General features: G+C 44.4%; 16 protein-coding genes and 1 pseudogene. 11 read left to right on the top strand and 6 right to left on the bottom strand.

Annotated elements, in window-relative coordinates:
- The first annotated feature begins 19 nt into the window (after nt 1–19).
- Nucleotides 20–2,293, top strand: a complete 2,274-nt coding sequence (locus BLQ82_RS08655) for a hypothetical protein (RefSeq protein WP_062528285.1) — start codon at nt 20–22, stop codon at nt 2,291–2,293.
- A 42-nt stretch (nt 2,294–2,335) separates the two neighbouring features.
- Nucleotides 2,336–2,938, top strand: a complete 603-nt coding sequence (locus BLQ82_RS08650; RefSeq protein ID WP_244280732.1) for an ABC transporter permease — start codon at nt 2,336–2,338, stop codon at nt 2,936–2,938.
- 497 nt (nt 2,939–3,435) lie between these two features.
- On the opposite strand, the gene BLQ82_RS08645 is transcribed toward BLQ82_RS08650, so the two are convergent.
- Together BLQ82_RS08645 and BLQ82_RS08640 are read right to left on the bottom strand one after the other, a co-directional pair.
- The gene (locus BLQ82_RS08645; protein ID WP_062528286.1) at nt 3,436–4,179 is read right to left on the bottom strand and encodes a suppressor of fused domain protein; all 744 of its coding nucleotides are present in this window, start codon (nt 4,177–4,179) and stop codon (nt 3,436–3,438) included.
- A gap of 781 nt (nt 4,180–4,960) precedes the next feature.
- Nucleotides 4,961–5,674, bottom strand: a complete 714-nt coding sequence (locus tag BLQ82_RS08640; RefSeq protein WP_062528287.1) for a Crp/Fnr family transcriptional regulator — start codon at nt 5,672–5,674, stop codon at nt 4,961–4,963.
- Nucleotides 5,675–5,785: 111 nt separating this feature from the next.
- Between BLQ82_RS08640 and BLQ82_RS08635 the strand changes: the two genes are divergently transcribed.
- From BLQ82_RS08635 to BLQ82_RS08620, 4 genes are all read left to right on the top strand, one after another.
- The gene (locus tag BLQ82_RS08635; RefSeq protein ID WP_062528288.1) at nt 5,786–6,463 is read left to right on the top strand and encodes a lactate utilization protein; all 678 of its coding nucleotides are present in this window, start codon (nt 5,786–5,788) and stop codon (nt 6,461–6,463) included.
- A 94-nt stretch (nt 6,464–6,557) separates the two neighbouring features.
- The gene (locus tag BLQ82_RS08630; protein WP_062528289.1) at nt 6,558–7,178 is read left to right on the top strand and encodes a hypothetical protein; all 621 of its coding nucleotides are present in this window, start codon (nt 6,558–6,560) and stop codon (nt 7,176–7,178) included.
- Nucleotides 7,084–7,875, top strand: a complete 792-nt coding sequence (locus BLQ82_RS08625; protein WP_482815389.1) for a hypothetical protein — start codon at nt 7,084–7,086, stop codon at nt 7,873–7,875. Before BLQ82_RS08630 ends, BLQ82_RS08625 begins: the two co-directional genes overlap by 95 nt.
- Before the next feature lie 38 nt (nt 7,876–7,913).
- Nucleotides 7,914–8,252 (top strand): MarR family winged helix-turn-helix transcriptional regulator, encoded by a 339-nt coding sequence (locus BLQ82_RS08620; protein WP_062528291.1) that lies wholly within the window; start codon nt 7,914–7,916, stop codon nt 8,250–8,252.
- Between the two features lie 26 nt (nt 8,253–8,278).
- Here BLQ82_RS08620 and BLQ82_RS08615 read toward each other — a convergent pair whose 3' ends face one another.
- Nucleotides 8,279–8,833, bottom strand: coding sequence for a TetR/AcrR family transcriptional regulator (locus tag BLQ82_RS08615; protein ID WP_062528292.1), 555 nt, complete (start codon nt 8,831–8,833; stop codon nt 8,279–8,281).
- Between the two features lie 174 nt (nt 8,834–9,007).
- On the opposite strand from BLQ82_RS08615, the gene BLQ82_RS08610 reads away from it, so the two are divergent.
- Both BLQ82_RS08610 and BLQ82_RS31320 read left to right on the top strand, forming a co-directional pair.
- Nucleotides 9,008–10,537 (top strand): NAD-dependent epimerase/dehydratase family protein, encoded by a 1,530-nt coding sequence (locus BLQ82_RS08610; protein WP_062528293.1) that lies wholly within the window; start codon nt 9,008–9,010, stop codon nt 10,535–10,537.
- Between the two features lie 135 nt (nt 10,538–10,672).
- Nucleotides 10,673–11,074: pseudogene (locus BLQ82_RS31320) on the top strand (YdhK family protein); the annotation flags it as partial.
- Between the two features lie 192 nt (nt 11,075–11,266).
- Here the strand turns inward: BLQ82_RS31320 and xerS are convergent.
- Together xerS and BLQ82_RS08590 are read right to left on the bottom strand one after the other, a co-directional pair.
- Nucleotides 11,267–12,337 carry a tyrosine recombinase XerS gene (gene xerS, locus BLQ82_RS08595; protein WP_062528294.1) on the bottom strand — a complete coding sequence of 357 codons (1,071 nt, stop codon included), beginning with the start codon at nt 12,335–12,337 and terminating at the stop codon, nt 11,267–11,269.
- Nucleotides 12,338–12,580: 243 nt separating this feature from the next.
- The gene (locus tag BLQ82_RS08590) at nt 12,581–13,243 is read right to left on the bottom strand and encodes a nitroreductase family protein (protein WP_062528295.1); all 663 of its coding nucleotides are present in this window, start codon (nt 13,241–13,243) and stop codon (nt 12,581–12,583) included.
- 190 nt (nt 13,244–13,433) lie between these two features.
- Here BLQ82_RS08590 and BLQ82_RS08585 point away from each other — a divergent pair, with 190 nt between their 5' ends.
- Nucleotides 13,434–14,024 (top strand): TetR/AcrR family transcriptional regulator, encoded by a 591-nt coding sequence (locus tag BLQ82_RS08585; RefSeq protein WP_062528296.1) that lies wholly within the window; start codon nt 13,434–13,436, stop codon nt 14,022–14,024.
- Nucleotides 14,025–14,085: 61 nt separating this feature from the next.
- Here the strand turns inward: BLQ82_RS08585 and BLQ82_RS08580 are convergent, their stop codons facing one another.
- Nucleotides 14,086–14,931 (bottom strand): helix-turn-helix domain-containing protein, encoded by an 846-nt coding sequence (locus tag BLQ82_RS08580; RefSeq protein WP_062528297.1) that lies wholly within the window; start codon nt 14,929–14,931, stop codon nt 14,086–14,088.
- A 108-nt stretch (nt 14,932–15,039) separates the two neighbouring features.
- Here BLQ82_RS08580 and BLQ82_RS08575 point away from each other — a divergent pair, with 108 nt between their 5' ends.
- Complete coding sequence (locus BLQ82_RS08575) at nt 15,040–16,188, top strand: epoxide hydrolase family protein (RefSeq protein WP_062528298.1); 1,149 nt, start codon at nt 15,040–15,042, stop codon at nt 16,186–16,188.
- Nucleotides 16,189–16,508: 320 nt separating this feature from the next.
- Nucleotides 16,509–17,528: a GDP-mannose 4,6-dehydratase gene (locus BLQ82_RS08570; protein ID WP_062528299.1), complete on the top strand. Its 1,020-nt coding sequence runs from the start codon at nt 16,509–16,511 to the stop codon at nt 17,526–17,528.
- The last annotated feature ends 107 nt before the right edge of the window (nt 17,529–17,635 follow it).

Raw genomic sequence — 17,635 nt, 5'->3', positions numbered from 1 at the left:
TTAAAGGGAGAGAAACAGGATGAAAAAAAAGCGGGCGCTATCACTCGCGAATTTGGTGTTTTTGATTCCAGTAATATTGTTAAGCTTTTTCATGTGGAACGATTACAAAAGATATATTGAAAACATTGATGACTATTTCCCCTCCCTGGAGCGCACCTATATGCTGGATGGGGGGAAGAAGTTGATTGGCTTTTCAAACGAAGACCGGTTTGGTGAACAATACGATGTATATCTTTTTGATACCGGTACGGAAACCATAATTAAAAAGACTGCTATACGTACCAATTTCCAAGCCGGACTGGGGCCAGCGGCTTATCAGCAGGATGGAATCATCATCCCAACCTATGACAATACATTAGGGCTGCAATTGAATTACTTCCACTCCACAGGCGGGGTTGAAGAGTTGGCTCAGGGAACGATGCACATTCCATCCGCATGGAGTTCAAGTGTTTATTCCTGGCGCGGCAGACTCATTGTAGCCGGGGAATCACCAGGTTCTGAATGGTATGTTGCTCAGGTGAAGGACGGAAAGTTAGATAAAGTGAATTTAGGCGAAAAGGGTCTGCTTCCGGCCAGGCCTGTCCGGGTAGATGAAGTGCATGGGAGTTTTAAGAACGACCAGGCCGTTCCAATGTTTTCAGTGAGTTTAAAGGATGATAGAACTGCATTAGTCAGCGGGATACTAGACAAAAAAGGTGATTTATCGGTGCTGCTCGAGAAGAAGGATGAAGGGACGTTTGCTGCACAGGATCGGGCTGGCGCTCACTTCGCCAAAGTCTTCGGTTTCAATAACGCCAAGCTGGTACGCGAAAATGGAAACTACCCTGAAGAAGCAACATTTTATAACGCGAACGAGAAACAATGGGGAACTGCGGTTCCTACGCCCAAGCCGGTTTATCAAGCTCGTATTTTCTTGTTGAATGACGAGGAACTCCTGATCGCCGGATCTACGGCAGAAGATGAATTAAATGGAACTGTTATAGGGTATGTATTCAATGAGAAATCCGGAAAATTTCAAGATGCCACCTTTCTTTTGGAGCAACTGCCCTACGAAAATTTGGAAAATAGCGAGACTGAATTCCACAAGCAATTGGGCAGTGACATCCTTTACTATCGCGGTGGAGACCTTGCGGCAGGTTATGTTGATATGGGAATCCAAAAGGCTAAGGTTTTTTCGAACGATCAGGTCAAAGGATGGATAGTCACAGAAGACGAAACCAAGGTCTCGCTTCAAAGCTTCTGGAATTATGCAAAGCAAGGTGGAGCGATCATTATTAACTGGGCGGTTTGGGTCTTTATCAGTATAGCCTCATTCCTAGGCCTCGCTATCGCCCCTCGCATGTTAGTGAGATCAAGGATGAAAAAATTGAGAGCTGGCCAGCATATTCAGGCCCGGATTATTGATATGCAGGAATCGGGTCTCTATGTGAATGAACAGCCGCAGGTCCGGTTTATTGTTCAGTTCGAGGATGAAGGTCGAAGGAAAGAGGTTGAGATCAAACAGGTTATCTCTTATCTGAATCCTATTCAAATTGGTGATACAGTAACGATCAGTTACAACCGAAAGAAACACAAGGCTGTATTCATCACAGAAGAGGATCTTAAACATGCGGCGCAGGAGTCGAAACCGGTACTTATTGATGCGGTCCTCACCCGTATCGAACGATATGGAAAAGTGAACCGGGGACAAGCCCTTCAGCTTCACTTCACAGCCGAAGGACGCGATTATCCGGTACCGGTCGTTCAACCTTTCGGATTTGAATATCGTACGGGTGAACGGGCGAACCTTATTTTGATTCAGGGAATGGCGAGAATCTTCAGGTATGGCAATGTGGGAAGAGTTAAGACATCGGACCAACTTTCTCTGCAGGGTGAAATAATCCACATGCAGAAAATGCCCATAATCATTGAAAATAAGCAGCTCATGCTTCTAGAAGTCATGATTTCTAGAGGAGCGGACCGAATCCGTAAAGCCAATAGTCTCTTTGTGCCAGAAAACCTGTCTGTAAATGTGGGTACAGTCATTCCAGTCGCCATGGAAATAGACGATGTACAGAAGGAAACCCGATTACTTCAAGGTAAGCAGGGCGCGGCTAAAGTGCTCTCCGTTCATTTTGAGGGAACAAAGGGAGAACGGCCGCTAGCCAATATTACCGCAGAAAAAGACGGAGTTATCTACCACATTAAACAGACAATTGAGCCAGTATATGGTGTAGAGGTTGGAGATGAGTTGTGGATCGCTTACGATGAAGGTACGCAAGAAGCCATGATTATTAACTATTCTTCAAAATAGTAAGATAACTTGAAAATTAGTGTACTCCATTTAGAGAGAGGGATGTTACTTGAAAATAAACGTATTATAGGACTTGCTTCTATGGAATATCTTCAAGCAGGATTCATTATTCTTGGCATCTTAGCTGCTTGTTCCGAGTATAGTGGTGGACAGATTCGAACTACTTTAAGTACGATACCTTGGCGTGGGCTCCAATTATCCTCGAAGTATTTGGCATTAGCAATTATAACCATGCCTGTGGCATTTATTATTGCTGCATCAGGTGTAATATATACTTTTATTATGATGAGAGACACAGCACTAGGGATAGAAATAGACACAATGATAGAAACATTAATAGGTGCAACAGGCTATCTAACATTAACCACACTTCTCAGTGCAGCTATAGGTGCTTTATTAAGACGAACCACTCCTGCTTTAGTGGTACTGCTTGGTTATTATTTCATTGTCAGTCCATTGTCGAGAGATTTTCTGCCTAGTATTAAAAACTATTTTCCGGATACGGCAGGGTATTATATGTATATGCCACCTTCCTCTGATGAAATAAATGTCCTTACACCAATGCAAGGGACAGGTATTTCAATGATATGGACACTGATCTTTATTACAGCAGCTATTGTATTTTACTGTAAACGAGATGCCTAAGTTTAGGCTTCACTATTTTTACATAATACAGTAATACCAACTTCAGATAGAATTCGCGTTTCATTCCATGATACGAAAAAGTCGCGTTTGTTATCCGGGCCTTCGATAGGCAGCAAAGCCGGTCGGCAAAAGGACAAGGTAGTAACAGCTGCCATTTTTTGTCGATGGACAAGAACATGGTACTATTGCCGATTAGGTAATCATCTAAAACTAAGCCAAGCGCGTAGAAGAGCTGATCAAAGGAGTTAGTGAGCAAGGGTAGAAGTCGAATATCTTTAGAGGAGAGATACTTTTCGGTCACTGAGTAACGGAAATCGAAAGGGGCGGTTTCTTATAACAGAGCATTGCCGGAAGTCCAAATTTGCCGCAGTGACTGCTCTGCTACACTAGAGCTACACGTGGGATTTACATTCTAATAAAAAGGCTGAACCCAAAGTCATATCCATTACTTAGGCTCAGCCTTTTAAAGCTGTTTTCAAACCCGTTAATCCGGGCAGTTATTTACAAGCATTGGGTCTATTCGGATTCAGAACGAGGAAATCACCGGGCAGCTTGGACAGCTTGGCAACCAGTTCATCCATACCGGACTCCAGTTTGAATTCCATTTCCTCCCGGTAAAGCGGAACCAGGAAATAAACCTGAACCTGATTGCCATCTTTCGTATGGACTGTGCTAACCTCTTCCGGCAGAGCAAACAGGATCGCGCCGGACAGCTCAGTGTTAGGCGCATATGGCTCGTAATCCTCCGTGTTGGGGATGGTATGGCCGTATCCAAGCCACGTCTGATACATATGCGGGAACCGGGCAAGCATCTTCATCAGCCGGATCGGCCAGTAGTTCTCCTCCGCTTCAAAATCCTTCTGCGTAAGCGGCCAGTCCGCCGGCAAAAACATCATCAGCTCCGAGCGTTCAAGATGCTTGTACTCTTTACGGATCTCCTGTGGGAGTGTCATCGGCAGATCGCTCATCCCATTGGTGTACAGCACTCGGTATGGCTCATCAGGTGTAGCTTCCATAATGTTCACATCAATATGTACGATGTCTGAAATCAGTTCATGGAACACGCCGGTTTCTCGGTTTGGAAAGACTTTATTAAAATGTTCGTTTAATTCTTCCATGTACAAAATTTCGGAGAGAGGCGTAACCTGCCGCTCATCCGGAGCGTCATAGCCGTAAATTGTGGTACCGTCTTCCGATTTGCCCATTTCATTGCCGCCAAACAGTTTTTTGAAAAAGTTCATGTCTTTGCGCTCCTCTGTGCGGGTTTTGAATTTACGTGCGAAATGAAGGATGCTGCGATTAAATTCCTGATTCTAGAAGGTTTGAAACCTCACTTGGAAGTATAACAAAAGACATAGCCCCGGAGCGATGGGTCTATCGATTCGAATTACCTGGGGTATCCATGCAAAAATATGATATCTGGACTTGAGCAGGAGGCCGTAAATCTCGATTGCGCGTGAACGGGAGGTCTTTAGGTCTACAACTGCAGGCTTATGCGGCCGATGAATCTCCTTTGCATCCAACTGCGCAAGTTCCAGCATCCATTGACGGATGAAGCTGCTCCGAGAGAAGAATGGCTGATGCTCCGGACGGTGTGGAATTACTCATAGGATTGGGGAATTGATCGGGGTTGTTGTGCTAAAAATATAGTGGTTATGTCGGTGGACAGGAACATGGTACTATTGCCGATTTGATGATCATCAAAATAAAATTATGCTCCAGTCACGAGTCCGGTGCTGTTTAAGATCCGCCTGATTTCAAAAAACGCCCGACTTGACGGGTCGAAATGGTAGGGACCACTCCGCGATTTCTTGGGGTCCAGAGGGATATGGCTGTGAAGGTAGTTGAAGCTCCCGGGTGAGGCGCATCACGGAGTACCGTAAGAATTTCTTCTTCCAGTTTTGGATCCGGCTCCAGCCAGGAACACCGCAGCAGCCGGATCCGGTGCGAAGCACCTTTCTTCGGGCCGAATTGGCCCGAAGCTGCAGGGTTTGGGGAAGGCACTTCCCAACAAGCAAAGAGTCAAGTGTCAATACACTTGCCCTGCTTGCCGGAGTGAAAATCTTTTTCTACTGCTTTTTGCAATAGCTTAAATTCGTTTCTATAAAAGTCAATCAAGCCATCCCGCTTCATCCATGCAAGCTCTCTGGATAAAGCACTTCTATCTACATCTAGATACTCGGCCATCGCTTCTCTATCAAAAGGAATAGTAAAAGTTTCTGTTCCAGTTTCACGCATGACTCTTATTAAATAAGTTAAGACCTTATCCCGAATAGTAGGCATAATCAGACAATCATTTCGGTCATGCAGTTCTAACGCTCGTTCTGCGATACTATCAAAAAGATTGCCAAGTAATTGTTCGTGTGCCATACATAACTTCGTACAACGGCTCAATATGCTTTTGATAGGAATAAACAGAACTTCAAGTGGTTCTATTGCCTGTACTGACATAGGGCATCTTCTTCCACGGCTAGCCGCTGTTAAAACTGCGGTATATCCACCCGGATAATGGAGGGATACAATAATTTGTTTTCCCGTGACGCTCAATTTCGTACTTTGAGCGCTACCCTGCAATATGATGCCGACATCATCAACTAAATCGCCCTCACGGACAACCATCTCATCTTTTGCATATTCTTTCCGTGTGGCTGACAGACATTTAAGCATTTGGGGAATATCATTTGGGGAAATCTCCGAAAATAAACGTGATTGACATAGGGAATCTATGTTGTTCATGAGAGACTCCTCGTTGCATGTGCAACATATTTTTTCTTTTTACTATACTATATTAATCATAAATACAAAAGAAGTTAGTCACCTTTTCTAACGTCAGAATGGAGAAAAACAATGCAAGGGAAAGAAAATTCAATAAAAGCGAGAAATAGACTTTTAGCCTCAAAGGTTATTAAAAATCTGCAAAGCAGAAAGTTTGAGGCTTATTACTGTGATAACGCCAAAGAAGCTGTAGAAAAGGCACTATCATTTATTCCGGAACATTCTTCGGTATCATGGGGTGGGTCAGTCACGCTTGAGGAAATCGGGCTTCTTAATCGAGTACGTCAAGGCAGCTATATGATCACTGATCGTGATAAAGCGCAAACAATGGAGGAACGTTATGATCTCATGCGCCAATCTCTTTTGTGCGACACCTATTTAACGAGCTTTAACGCCGTTAGCGAAGATGGCATATTGGTCAATATAGATAGTGTGGGCAATCGAACAGCGGCGATTACCTTTGGACCGAAAAGTGTTATTGCTATCGTTGGGATGAATAAGGTTTGCAAGACCGCTGAAGACGCAGTTATAAGAGCCAGAACATATGCGGCCCCCATTAATGTATACCGCTGTTCGTGTTCGTCCAGCCCATTTTTACATTCGCCGCAAAAAACGCCCTGCCTGATCAATGGTGCTTGCGGAGATTGTAAAACAGATGATTGTATCTGTTCTTACATCGTCCAAACAAGAATGTGTAAACCGGCGGGGAGAATAAAGGTTATCCTCGTTGGTGAATCTTTGGGATTTTGAATAAGGATTATAGTTTAATAGCTGCCAAACGGCATATAAAACCACTCCGCGCTTGATGGCTTCCTCCTCGATTTCGCTTGGGGTCCAGTGGGATATGGCTGTGAAGGGTAGTTGGAGCTCCCGGGCGAGGCGCATCACGGAGTACCGTAAGAATCGCTTCTTCCAGTTGCTCGGGATGCTGGGATTCCACTTGGACCAAACGCTCAAGGCCTCCATGCTGTCAGGAATTCATCTCGAGTTAGCCGGAGCGGATGGCGCACCGGTCGTGCATGATACGCAGCTGGGATGGAACAAGGATGGGCAGCAGACCCAGGTGGGCGGCTTTGCCCTTACCTGCGGTGGTGGGTGCCGTATCAGCGGCTGGCAGGACGGGAAACTGGAAGACTCGGTGACCTATGATGAATTGGGACGCCGGAAGGACGCGGTGTATCACATGGACGGGACGGTGATGTATCGGGAGAGCGACAGCTACAATGTCCGGGGCCTGCTCAGCGGCAAGACAGTGCAGCGGGGCAGAACGTGGAAAGCTACCAGTACGCCTATGACGGCAACGGACGGGTTGCTGGAGCTGGTGAATACGGATGCTGCAGGCACTCCGTGGACCGAACGCTACACCTTTGATGAGAACCGTAAGCGACTGGGCCAACGGAATGGCCGCAGCCTACGGATCCCAAGACCGCTTGCTAAGTGTAGGGGAGGCGGTATACGGCTTTGACGACAACAGCTATCTGAATCGGCAGGGAGAGGATGCTTTCGTGTACGGTGTACATGGGAAGCTGCTGGTGGCGACCGTGGGGAGCGAGACCATCCGCTACACCTATGAAGGATTGGCCGAAGAATTGCAGGGAGGATCAGATAGGGACCACCCCCGCAACATGCTGGCTCCGTTGCTACCTACAGCGGTCATCGCTCCATCGGGGGAAGCGACAGCGTATCTCTATGATGAGAATGGTCTGCTCGTGGGTCTCGAACAAGGGGACCGGCGCTACTCTATGATCACCGACGCGGTGGGGACACCGCAACTGGTGGTGGGGCTGGACGGCGCCATCGTCAAGCAGCTGCAATACGACGGCTTCGGCGTGAAGCTGTTGGATACGAACCCGGACTTCTCCGTAGCCATCGGCTTCGGGAGCGGACTGGAAGATGAAGGGAACGGACTGGTGCGTCTGGGCCAGAACTGGCCGCTGGACGGCGCGGGACCCGTTGTTGTTCCAGGGAGGCCAGGGCAACCTGGAACAACAACAATCCGGTGCTACGAGATCCCTGAGGCCTGTTCTGCATCGGGGCCAGCGCTTATGCAGCAGCAGGGGGCGGCGTCCAAATGTGCTTCACCTCCGAAGGAATGTCCGTTTGCGACGACTGGCCTTGGAGCGGAAGCCGGAGTGGAGCTGAATCAATTCCAGGATATATAATAAAATGGATATTCAGTAGGAGCGGAGGAGTGTGGGCTATGAAATTGCCCGCTGCGGGGATTGCATCACCCACAGTAATTCAGAGGTGCGAGAATATATCTTTAAAAAAAGTCGCAAAAGAAATGTCTATTCAAAAAAGTACGGCGACGGCTGCCATTAATCGATTGGAAAATGCCGGATATGTGAGCCGTGAATATGATAATTCAGATCGCAGAACTCTTATGCTTAAACTAACCCCTTTAGGTTACGGAATATGGATGCAGGCAGATGAAAAACGTCTAACATTTTTGAACTCCATTCTTGAGAGATTGGAACCTGAAGATAAGGTCAGGCTTATTCAACTATTAGAAGTGCTGAGCAATAAAAAAAGAATATGAATTTAGGGCAAATTTTTATACGTACGTTAATCCTTGGATTTAAAAGCTAACATGGAGTGGTCGGCCAAAGAGAAGATTAGGTCGGCCATTTCATCGCTTGGAACAAGAAATCGTTCTTGAATCCACATTTGGAGAATGGCTAAGCTTCCATTAACCAAGTATGTGTATATGAACGGTTTCTTACTTTTAGGTACACTAAGCTGGAGGTGATCGTCAATATTCATCAGTATGGCATTGAGCAGACGCTTGGAAAACAACGTATTATTAGGCGTTGTTAGCAGCATGACGGAGAAGAGTTCATCATTTTTCTTAATGTAATCTAAAAAAGCCAGAACATAGAGCTTGGCATTGTTATTTGCCTCTATCTTTTCCAGGTAATTATTTGCGTTGTCGATGATATCCTGTTCGAGTTGTGTGTGCAGTTCATATGCATTGGCGTAATGCAAATAAAAGGTTGATCGATTGATGCCTGCAGAGGTACATAGTTCTTTGACGCTGATTTGGCTTATGTTCTTCTCTTTAAGGAGACTGATCAAACTTTGTTTCAGCAATAACTGGGTTAGCTTTTCCCGCTGATTCATCCCGTTTTCCTCCCAGAATATAAAATATTTGTGCTTGGATAGACAAATCATCCTCGACTGTCTATTCTACATCAGTTTCATGATCAACTGCTGGTTGTAAAATAGACACTGTGTCTGTATCTTGAAGGTAGACGGGTTATTTGTCAATAAAATTCTGGTGCAGGTGAAAATTAGATGAAGAAAACGCGGATTATGATCACGGGCGCGGCGGGCAATATGGGAAGTGAGACCTTAAAGCTACTGCGAAATGACTTGGCCCAATGTGAGCTGCTTCTCTTTGATTTGGACAACGAGAACAGCCGTAGAAAGCTGAAGGAATATGAAGAGATAGCAGGCATCAAGGTAGTATACGGCAATTTGCTCGATCGCAAATTGGTCTATGATTGTGTTAAAGATTCGGATATTGTATTGCACATTGCTGCCTTTGTATCTCCTGCAGCCGATGAGCACCCTGAAAAGGCTATGCAGATCAATTATGGCTCAGCAAAAAATATCATCGATTCAATTAAAAAAAGCGGACATTCGAATTCAACCCGTTTCGTAAATATCGGCACTATTGCAGAAACGGGCGACCGTATGCCTCCTATCCATTGGGGGCGTGTGGGCGATCCGATCAAGCCGAGTGTTTACGATTATTATGCCGTCTCAAAAATTGCTGCCGAACGGATGGTAATTGAATCAGGATTGCGATATTGGGTAAGTCTTCGACAAACCGGTATTATGGGTCCGGCGATGAGCAAGATACAGGACCCGATTATGTTTCATAACTGCCTTGAGAATGTACTGGAGTATGTATCTGACCGGGATTCCGGTCGTTTGATGCGCAATCTGTGTATCAAAGATATTAGCGGAGAGTTGGATGAAGGATTCTGGAAGCATATTTATAATATTGGCGGCGGAGAAAGCTGCCGGGTTAGCACGCTGGAAATGTTTCAGGTGCTGTATGGCAAACTGGGCATAACCAATTTAGATTATGTTATAGATCGAAAATGGTTTGCGACTCGTAATTTTCATGGACAATATTATCTGGACTCTGACAAGCTTGAGAATTATCTCGGCTTCCGCAGTGATTCAATGGACTATTTCTATCAAAGTTACCTTGATAATCTTGGAGCACTCGTTCCGGTGGCAAAAGTCGTTACGAAGTTGCCTGGAGGTCAGAAATTAATGGGAGCTATGATCAAGCGGACATTGAAGAAAGAGGCCATAAAAGAACGCGGTACACTCCGTTTTATAGAAGACAATGATATTGAGAAGATTGATGCTTACTGGGGTAGCAAGAGCAATTGGGAGGCGATTCCTTCGAAGCTGTCTGAAATGAAAAAGTTCATCAACTGGGATAAAGTAATCAAGCTTGATCACGGGTATGATGAGAATAAGCCGGCGGCGCTGCTGAATATTGATGATATGAAGGGAGCGGCAACATTCCGCGGCGGGGAATGCCTTTCAGTGGATATGGAAACGGGGAACTGGACAGAAAAACTTGATTTCAAGTGTGCTTTCGGTCATACCTTTTCTGCGAGTCCGAAGCTGGTTCTTGAGGGCGGCCACTTTTGTCCTCAGTGTGAACGCGAAAGTTGGAATTACAAAGAACGCGCTAAACGTGAACCGTTTTTCGCACAAGTATGGAATCCGATTCAGGGCAAGGAAGACGGGCGCGAGTATAAGAAAATCGTATCAGAATTAGACGTTTTGCAGGATTAATACAGATTTTATTTTCCGGCTTGTTCCTTAGGGACAGGCTTTTTTTGATTCAATCGCGGGAAAAGAAAATGAAATACTGGTCATTCGTATCCGGTTGGGGGAATTCAGCAGTGCTGGATGGTTCACGAGAATCCGACAAGTGAGGAACCTGCAGGCTTAAAAGAAGCAACTAATCCGGAATACAAGATTGGAGAGCAAGCTATAATCACCGCGGGATATATACCCGGGTTGAAGGGAGCAACAGCAACTATAGTTGGCGCTTATGATACCAATGTATATTCGGTATTGTACACACTGACGACGGGGGAAAGCCTGTAACCATAAATGGGTGATTCAGGAGGAAATAAAAGGGGCGGGAGACCAACTTTATGCACCTGGTACAGAAGTCGTGCTTACTTCAGATCACATGCCTGGTATGAAAGGGATTGATTCAGGAAAGCAGACAACGGTATATATGATTGACTATACTCAAACAACAGGCGGAGAGCTCGTCGGAATCATAAATGGGTTACCGGAGATGAGTTAAATTCAAAATAAAATATCATGAGCAGGAACAACATGGAGATTTAAGGATGCTCATTGCCAGTATTGAGCTGCCAAAACCGTTTAATTAATGAATCTATGTTCAATCTGTGTTCAAAGCTGGCACTGGGCCGGGAATTCATATACATATGTACAAAATACGGGTTTTGTGAAAATGTATATAGAAAGCCGCGGAACACCGCGGGTTTAACGGTCCATATTATTTACAGCGTTACGCATCTCTTCATCAGTTAAGTGTGTATAAATCATTGTTGTTTGTATGGATGAATGCCCTAATTGGTTCTTCAGTTTCGGTACATCGTTATTCTCTAAATGATATCGCGTTGCAAAAGAATGCCTCAGTGAATGTACTGTAAGTGAAGGTTTTCCAAAGGCTGCAGCATACTTTTCAATCAGTTTTTCAATTGAGCGCTGTGTCAAACGCCGGCTTTTTCCTTTACGGCCTACAGGAGCTGCAATGAATAAATAGTTTTCGTGTTTTTCTGGTACATATCTTGTTTCTCTGATCTGCAGATAACTTTCTAAATCCAATAAAGCCTGTTTGCTGAAGTAAACGTATTGTTCTTTGTCACCTTTACGTATTACGCGTACCAGCGCTTTGTTCATATCCAAGTCATCCATATTAATGCCTGCAACCTCGGACAATCTAAGTCCTGAGCCTAAGATCAGCGAAACGATTGCCGTATCACGCTCACGGTTAAACTGATGAAACGTAAAAATCCGTTTGTTATCTTTATACTTTTCACCAAAATCATGCGCTACAAATTGCCGGAATAGTTCAAAATCGTCTTCTCTGAGAATTTTCCCTTCAATACGGTTTGCAATGGTCTCCTGGCTTTCTTTGACCGCATTTAAATCCATCTTGGCCATTACGTTTCGTTGAATATATGGCTTCAGGTCGCTTGTTTCAGCCTTATTCTGAAGGTAATCAAACAAAGATTTTAGCGAGGACAATTTGCGATTAATCGTAAGCTTCTTGTTCCCAAGCTGATAATCCAGGAATGACAAAAAGTTTTCCGCTTCACGAATAGTTAATCGCTCCAGTGTTTCTAAGTGTATTTCTTTCCGGATTGATGAAGTGATATTCTCAGCGATAAGCCAATCGAAAAAGATAATGTAATCATGGCAATAATTAAGAAGTGTCGTTGGAGATAACTTGCGTTTTTTGCTATCTATATATTCTGTAACATACCAAGGCAATTCAGACAGTTTCTCATCAATTCGTTGCATGTAGTGCATTTTCATCTGTTTATCCATATATGTATGAACCTCCGTGAATTCAATATATCTCATTGTTATTTATTCGTCAAATTATTATTTTACGTAATTAATATAATTTACTTGAAGGTCCATACTTACATTTAATTCATGTGGCAAATCCCTATTCCTCCCTTACATCTTCCTTATTTGCTGTGCGCCTTGTTAGAACCTGAGGTGCAGAACCTGAAAAAGACCTTAGCTCGCCTTTGTTTATGCGGCGCCAAGGTCTTTTTCATTCTGTTATTCCTCAGGCATCTCGTTAAAGAAAGCTACATCATCGACTGCCAGCCTCACTGTCGGATGACCGGACTTCGCCGCCTTGCCGATGGCAATCAGCATAATCGGAACGTAGCGTTCTGATATATGAAAAGCTTCCATGAACTTTTGTTTGTCGTAGCCGCCCATCGGTACCGTGTCGTAGCCTTTAGCGCGGGCGACAAGCATAAGTTGCATCGATACTAGTCCGCCGTCGGTATAAACTTTTTGGTGGATGGCCTCGGATGACATGTTCGAATACATGCCGGTATAGCGTTCTACGAACGATTTAGCCGTCTCTGCAGGCATGTAATCCGCATCGACCGCCATCCCGTAAATTTTCTCTGCCCATTTATAACACTCCAAATCTCCGAGTACCGCAATGACAGCCGAAGCCTCGACCACTTGCTGTTGATTGAATGCGATCGGAAGCAGCTTCTGCTTCAGCTCCGGCGAGTCGATAACGAGAAACCGCCACGGCTGCAGGTTAGCGGCTGAAGGAGCCAGTGTGGCTTGCCGCAACGTTTCGGCTAATTCCTCCCGCGAAATCTTGATCTCGGAATCATAGCTGCGAACCGACCGGCGTTCTTGAATAACATCGAAAAAAAGTTGGTGCTCCATCGTTTTAGACGGTTGTGAAACCGACATGGTTCTCTCCTCCTTTGGGATAAGCTGCATTCAGCATTTTATTTCTATGCAACACTAGTTGTTTGAACAACACCTGCTGTATTTGTATGTTATAATAACAACCGACTGATTCACAATCATCAATAACCATAAGCCGTTGGATAGACAACACCATCTCTATAATGTCGTTTTTGTTGAGGAGATCCTAACTATGACAATTAATAAGAATGAAGCTGATCCTCGCGTGATTCGTACACGGCGGCTCCTTCAAGATGCTTTTGCTGCATTACTTCAAGAAAAAGACTTTGAATCGATTACCGTCAGGGATATTGCGGAGCGGGCTACTGTTAACAGGACGACTTTCTACGCGCACTTTGTAGATAAATTTGAAATGCTTGAGACCAAACTAATGGAATCATTTATGACAATCATAAATCGTAGAATAAGCGGTCATGAAGTATTAAATGAAGAAACCATTCAGAGTATTTTTCTGGGTGTATGCGATTTTCATATGGGTCTAAGCACTATGTGCAAGAGAAGGTATACATCGCTCGGACCTGTATTCGAAAATCAAATAAAAGAAAAAATTCAAACGATACTTCTTTCCTTTATAGACAAAGACAAGATGCAATCGAGTCCAAACGCGCAATTCTTAATAAATACAGCTTCTATTTTGTTAAGTTGGGGGATGTACGGGGCGGCTTACGTTTGGAACAATGAGGGGTGTCTAATAAGTGCGGAAGCATTCGTTAAACAGACTATGCCCTTATTGATGAACGGAGCCAAAGAACTGCTGGAATAAGTCCGGTCGCTGACGATTAAGCCGCCGCATAGGGCGAGCAGTGTTCAGTAATAGAATTTTATTAGATACTGACACTGGCCAACTTACGGGAAGCAGTCCGATAGGTCGTCGGTGACATCCCTTTTTTGGCGGTAAACTGTTTGATAAAGTAGGTATCATACTCAAATCCAGTAGCGCGCGCAATTTCATTGAGGCTCATATCTGTATGTACCAAAAGATCACCCGCAACTTTTAAACGATGTGAAAGCAGGTAGCCCATCGCTGTATTCCCGCACCTTTCCTGAAACCTCTTATTTAAAGTCACACGGTTCAAATGGCCGCATTTTGTCAAATCCTCCAATGAAATCTTTTGCGGATAATTAGTGTGAATGTAGTCCAGCACTGCATCGACAGGCGAGTGTTCGCTAGGCCGATTCAATTCCTCCAACAACCCCAAAATTTGAATGAGGTACTTTTTTATTCTGCACACCCAAAGTTCATCACTTTGCGCCTTCACTTCCATACCCAGTATGAAAAACCATTCGAGTAATAGCGGATAGGCTTTTTCCGTTACACGAGGTACTTCGTTACTTTGAAAAAGGGAAAGTCCTGTTTGGATTCTAGGCTGTGCAGGAAAATCATCCCTCGCTTCGGAAAGCTTAACGCTTTTAAGAAATTCGCGGTGAAAATGAAAGGATTGTGCCGATACGTTAATCTTTTCAACCACTTGCACTTGAGCGTCTTCAGCCAAACAAAGGACACCAGGAGCACTGACAGAGATTGGACGTTGATTCAGTACCCCCTTTATACTTCCAGACGTTATAAAAATCAGCGTAAACCGTTCTGGATATGGAAGAATACTAAAATCCTCCACTGCTGCAAATTCTATATTCACGGTTCGTTTTTTGTGCCGGTCTGCTTGTGGCATAAGGATCACCTGTCAAATAGTATAGTTGATTGCTTCACTTAATTCAGTGTAACATACAAGTTCAATGTATATAATAATGTTGTGAAAACAACAAAAGGAGGAACCATAATGGCTGCTGAACCGTTTCATATTCATGTCTCCAATGAGATTCTTGACGATCTGCAATATAAGCTGCATCATATCCGTTGGCCCGATGAACTGGAAAACTCAGGCTGGGACAGAGGAACTGATCTAAGTTATTTAAAATCACTAGTTTCCTATTGGAGGGATCATTACGACTGGCGCGCCCAAGAATCTATGCTGAACCGCTTTTCCCAGTTTCGTTCCAATATTGATGGGATAGATGTACACTACGTACACGAGCGCGGCAATGGACCTAACCCCCTCCCCATTATCCTTACCCATGGATGGCCCGACAGTTACCTTCGTTATCAAAAAATCATTCCTCTCCTTTCGGACCCTGCCAGTTATGGGGGTGATCCGGAGGACTCCTTTGACGTCATTGTCCCTTCCCTGCCGGGATTCGGATTTTCTGGTCACCCTAATCGGCCGGGCGTCAACAATTTTTTTGTCTCCCAGATGTGGGCTAAATTGATGACAAAGGAATTGGGGTACCCAAAATTTGCCGCTGCAGGCGGAGATATGGGCTCCGGTGTTACGAGGTATCTGGCAGCGAACCGTCCTGAACTTTTATTTGGAATCCATCTAACTGATGTTGGTATTATAAGAAGTCTCATAACTTTAGAGGACGAGTCGGAATGTACGGATGAAGAACGGCAATATCAGAAAAACGCTTCTGAATGGATCTCCCATGAGGGGGGCTATATGGCCATCCAATCGACAAAACCCCAGACTCTTGCTTATGGACTTTCTGACTCTCCGGTAGGTTTGGCAGCCTGGATCATCGAGAAATTTCGCACCTGGAGCGATTGTAAGGGTGACCTCAGCCAGAAATATAGCAAGGACGAGCTGTTGACACATATTATGATCTACTGGGTGACTAACACCATAGGGTCATCAGCACATATGTATTATGAAAATACGCATTCCTTGCCGCCATTGGGCCGCATAGAAGTTCCAACAGGAATAGCCGTTTTTCCCGGGGATGTATTACAGCCTCCTAAATCCTGGGTTGTGCGCAATCTGAATGTAACCCGTTGGACCACCATGCCCGCCGGCGGGCATTTTACTGCTATGGAAGAACCGGAACCGCTAGCCAACGACATTCGTGCATTCTACAGATCTTTTAGAAAATAATCCCCCAAGCTTGCGGAGATCCGGAGCAATCGGCCGGAATTGTCCTGCCAGTCGATCTATAATCGGTCCCCTCACCCCCAAAAAAGCCGCCTGCATGGCGGTTTTTTTGTAGGGATAGTTACAGACTCATTAATTTTTCTTTTTCCATTTGGACTTTGCGGGTAGACTCGAAATAGCAGCAATGTACTTTTTTGAGATAAAAGTAATATAAGAGAATAAAAATATGTTGTAATTATTTAGAGACTGGTATATTATCGGCAAAAATGGATATTTCAACCTTCGGCTTCGTCTTGACCATAATACTTTGGGAGGTTATCACAATGAAAAGCTCTTTATCGGATTGCCGTGCTTTAGTTACAGGAGCTTCCGGATTTGTAGGTGCCTGGTTAACTCATCATCTAATAGAACAAGGTGCTGAAGTAACCTCTGTCTTGAGCGAGTTCGACCCACGAAGCCAGTTCGCAAAACTGGGATTGGACAAGGAGATTCGATGCTATTATGGTTCGATTGCCGACTACAACTTGATTGAACGTGCAATTACAGACGGGAAAATCAACACTGTCTTTCACCTCGCTGCTGTTTCCCTTCAAGATTTGGCCTACCAGATCCCCTGGCAAACCTTTGAAACCAATGTAAAGGGTACATATAATCTACTGGAGGTTTGCCGTATTCACCAAGACCAGATATCAAAAATAATAGTCGCATCCAGTGACAAGGTTTACGGTGACAGCCCCGATCTCCCCTATGATGAAGATATGCCCATTCAAGGCAGAAATCCCTATGATGCATCAAAGTCCTGTTCCGATCTTATTTCTCAGAGTTATAGACATAGCTTTAATTTGCCTATCGTGATAGGCCGTTTCGGCAATATTTTTGGGGGAGGCGACTTGAATTTTCGCCGGTTAATTCCCGGAACCATACAGCGGTTGTATGCAAATCTTCAACCAATTATTAGAATCCCTTCAAACGGGATATACATGAGAGATTTCTTATATATTCAAGACTTAATAGCCGCCTATATGGCTATGTACCATTATGTAAATAATGAGGGGAATGGTAATGTTTTTAATTTTGGAACAGGCAAGTTGTGGGACATAAAAAAGGTCACTGATATCATTCAACGTGTCATGAACCTTGAACATATTGAACCGCTTTACGAATATCAAAAAAACAGTGAGATCCTGCACCAACACCTGTCACCGGAAAAAGCAAAATCTATGCTCAATTGGTCTGCTGATACTTCTCTCGAAGAAGGAATCACAAAAACGGTGGAGTGGTATCACGATTATTGGAATTCCCATTCCAAAAAAGCTGCGTTAGGAGTTACAATCCATGAGTAAAATAGTTGTGATTTCAGGGTTGTGCAACTATGAAAGCGCATTATATTAAACAACCGAATAGATAGTATAGGATCTGGCTTTCATCAAAAAAGGCTGCCCCTAGAGGC

Origin of the sequence: Paenibacillus jilunlii (genome assembly GCF_900102965.1) — a bacterium.
Classification (GTDB): domain Bacteria; phylum Bacillota; class Bacilli; order Paenibacillales; family Paenibacillaceae; genus Paenibacillus_AQ; species Paenibacillus_AQ jilunlii.
Note: the sequence above shows the minus strand (reverse complement) of the source record. Positions and strands in the feature narration are given on the sequence as shown.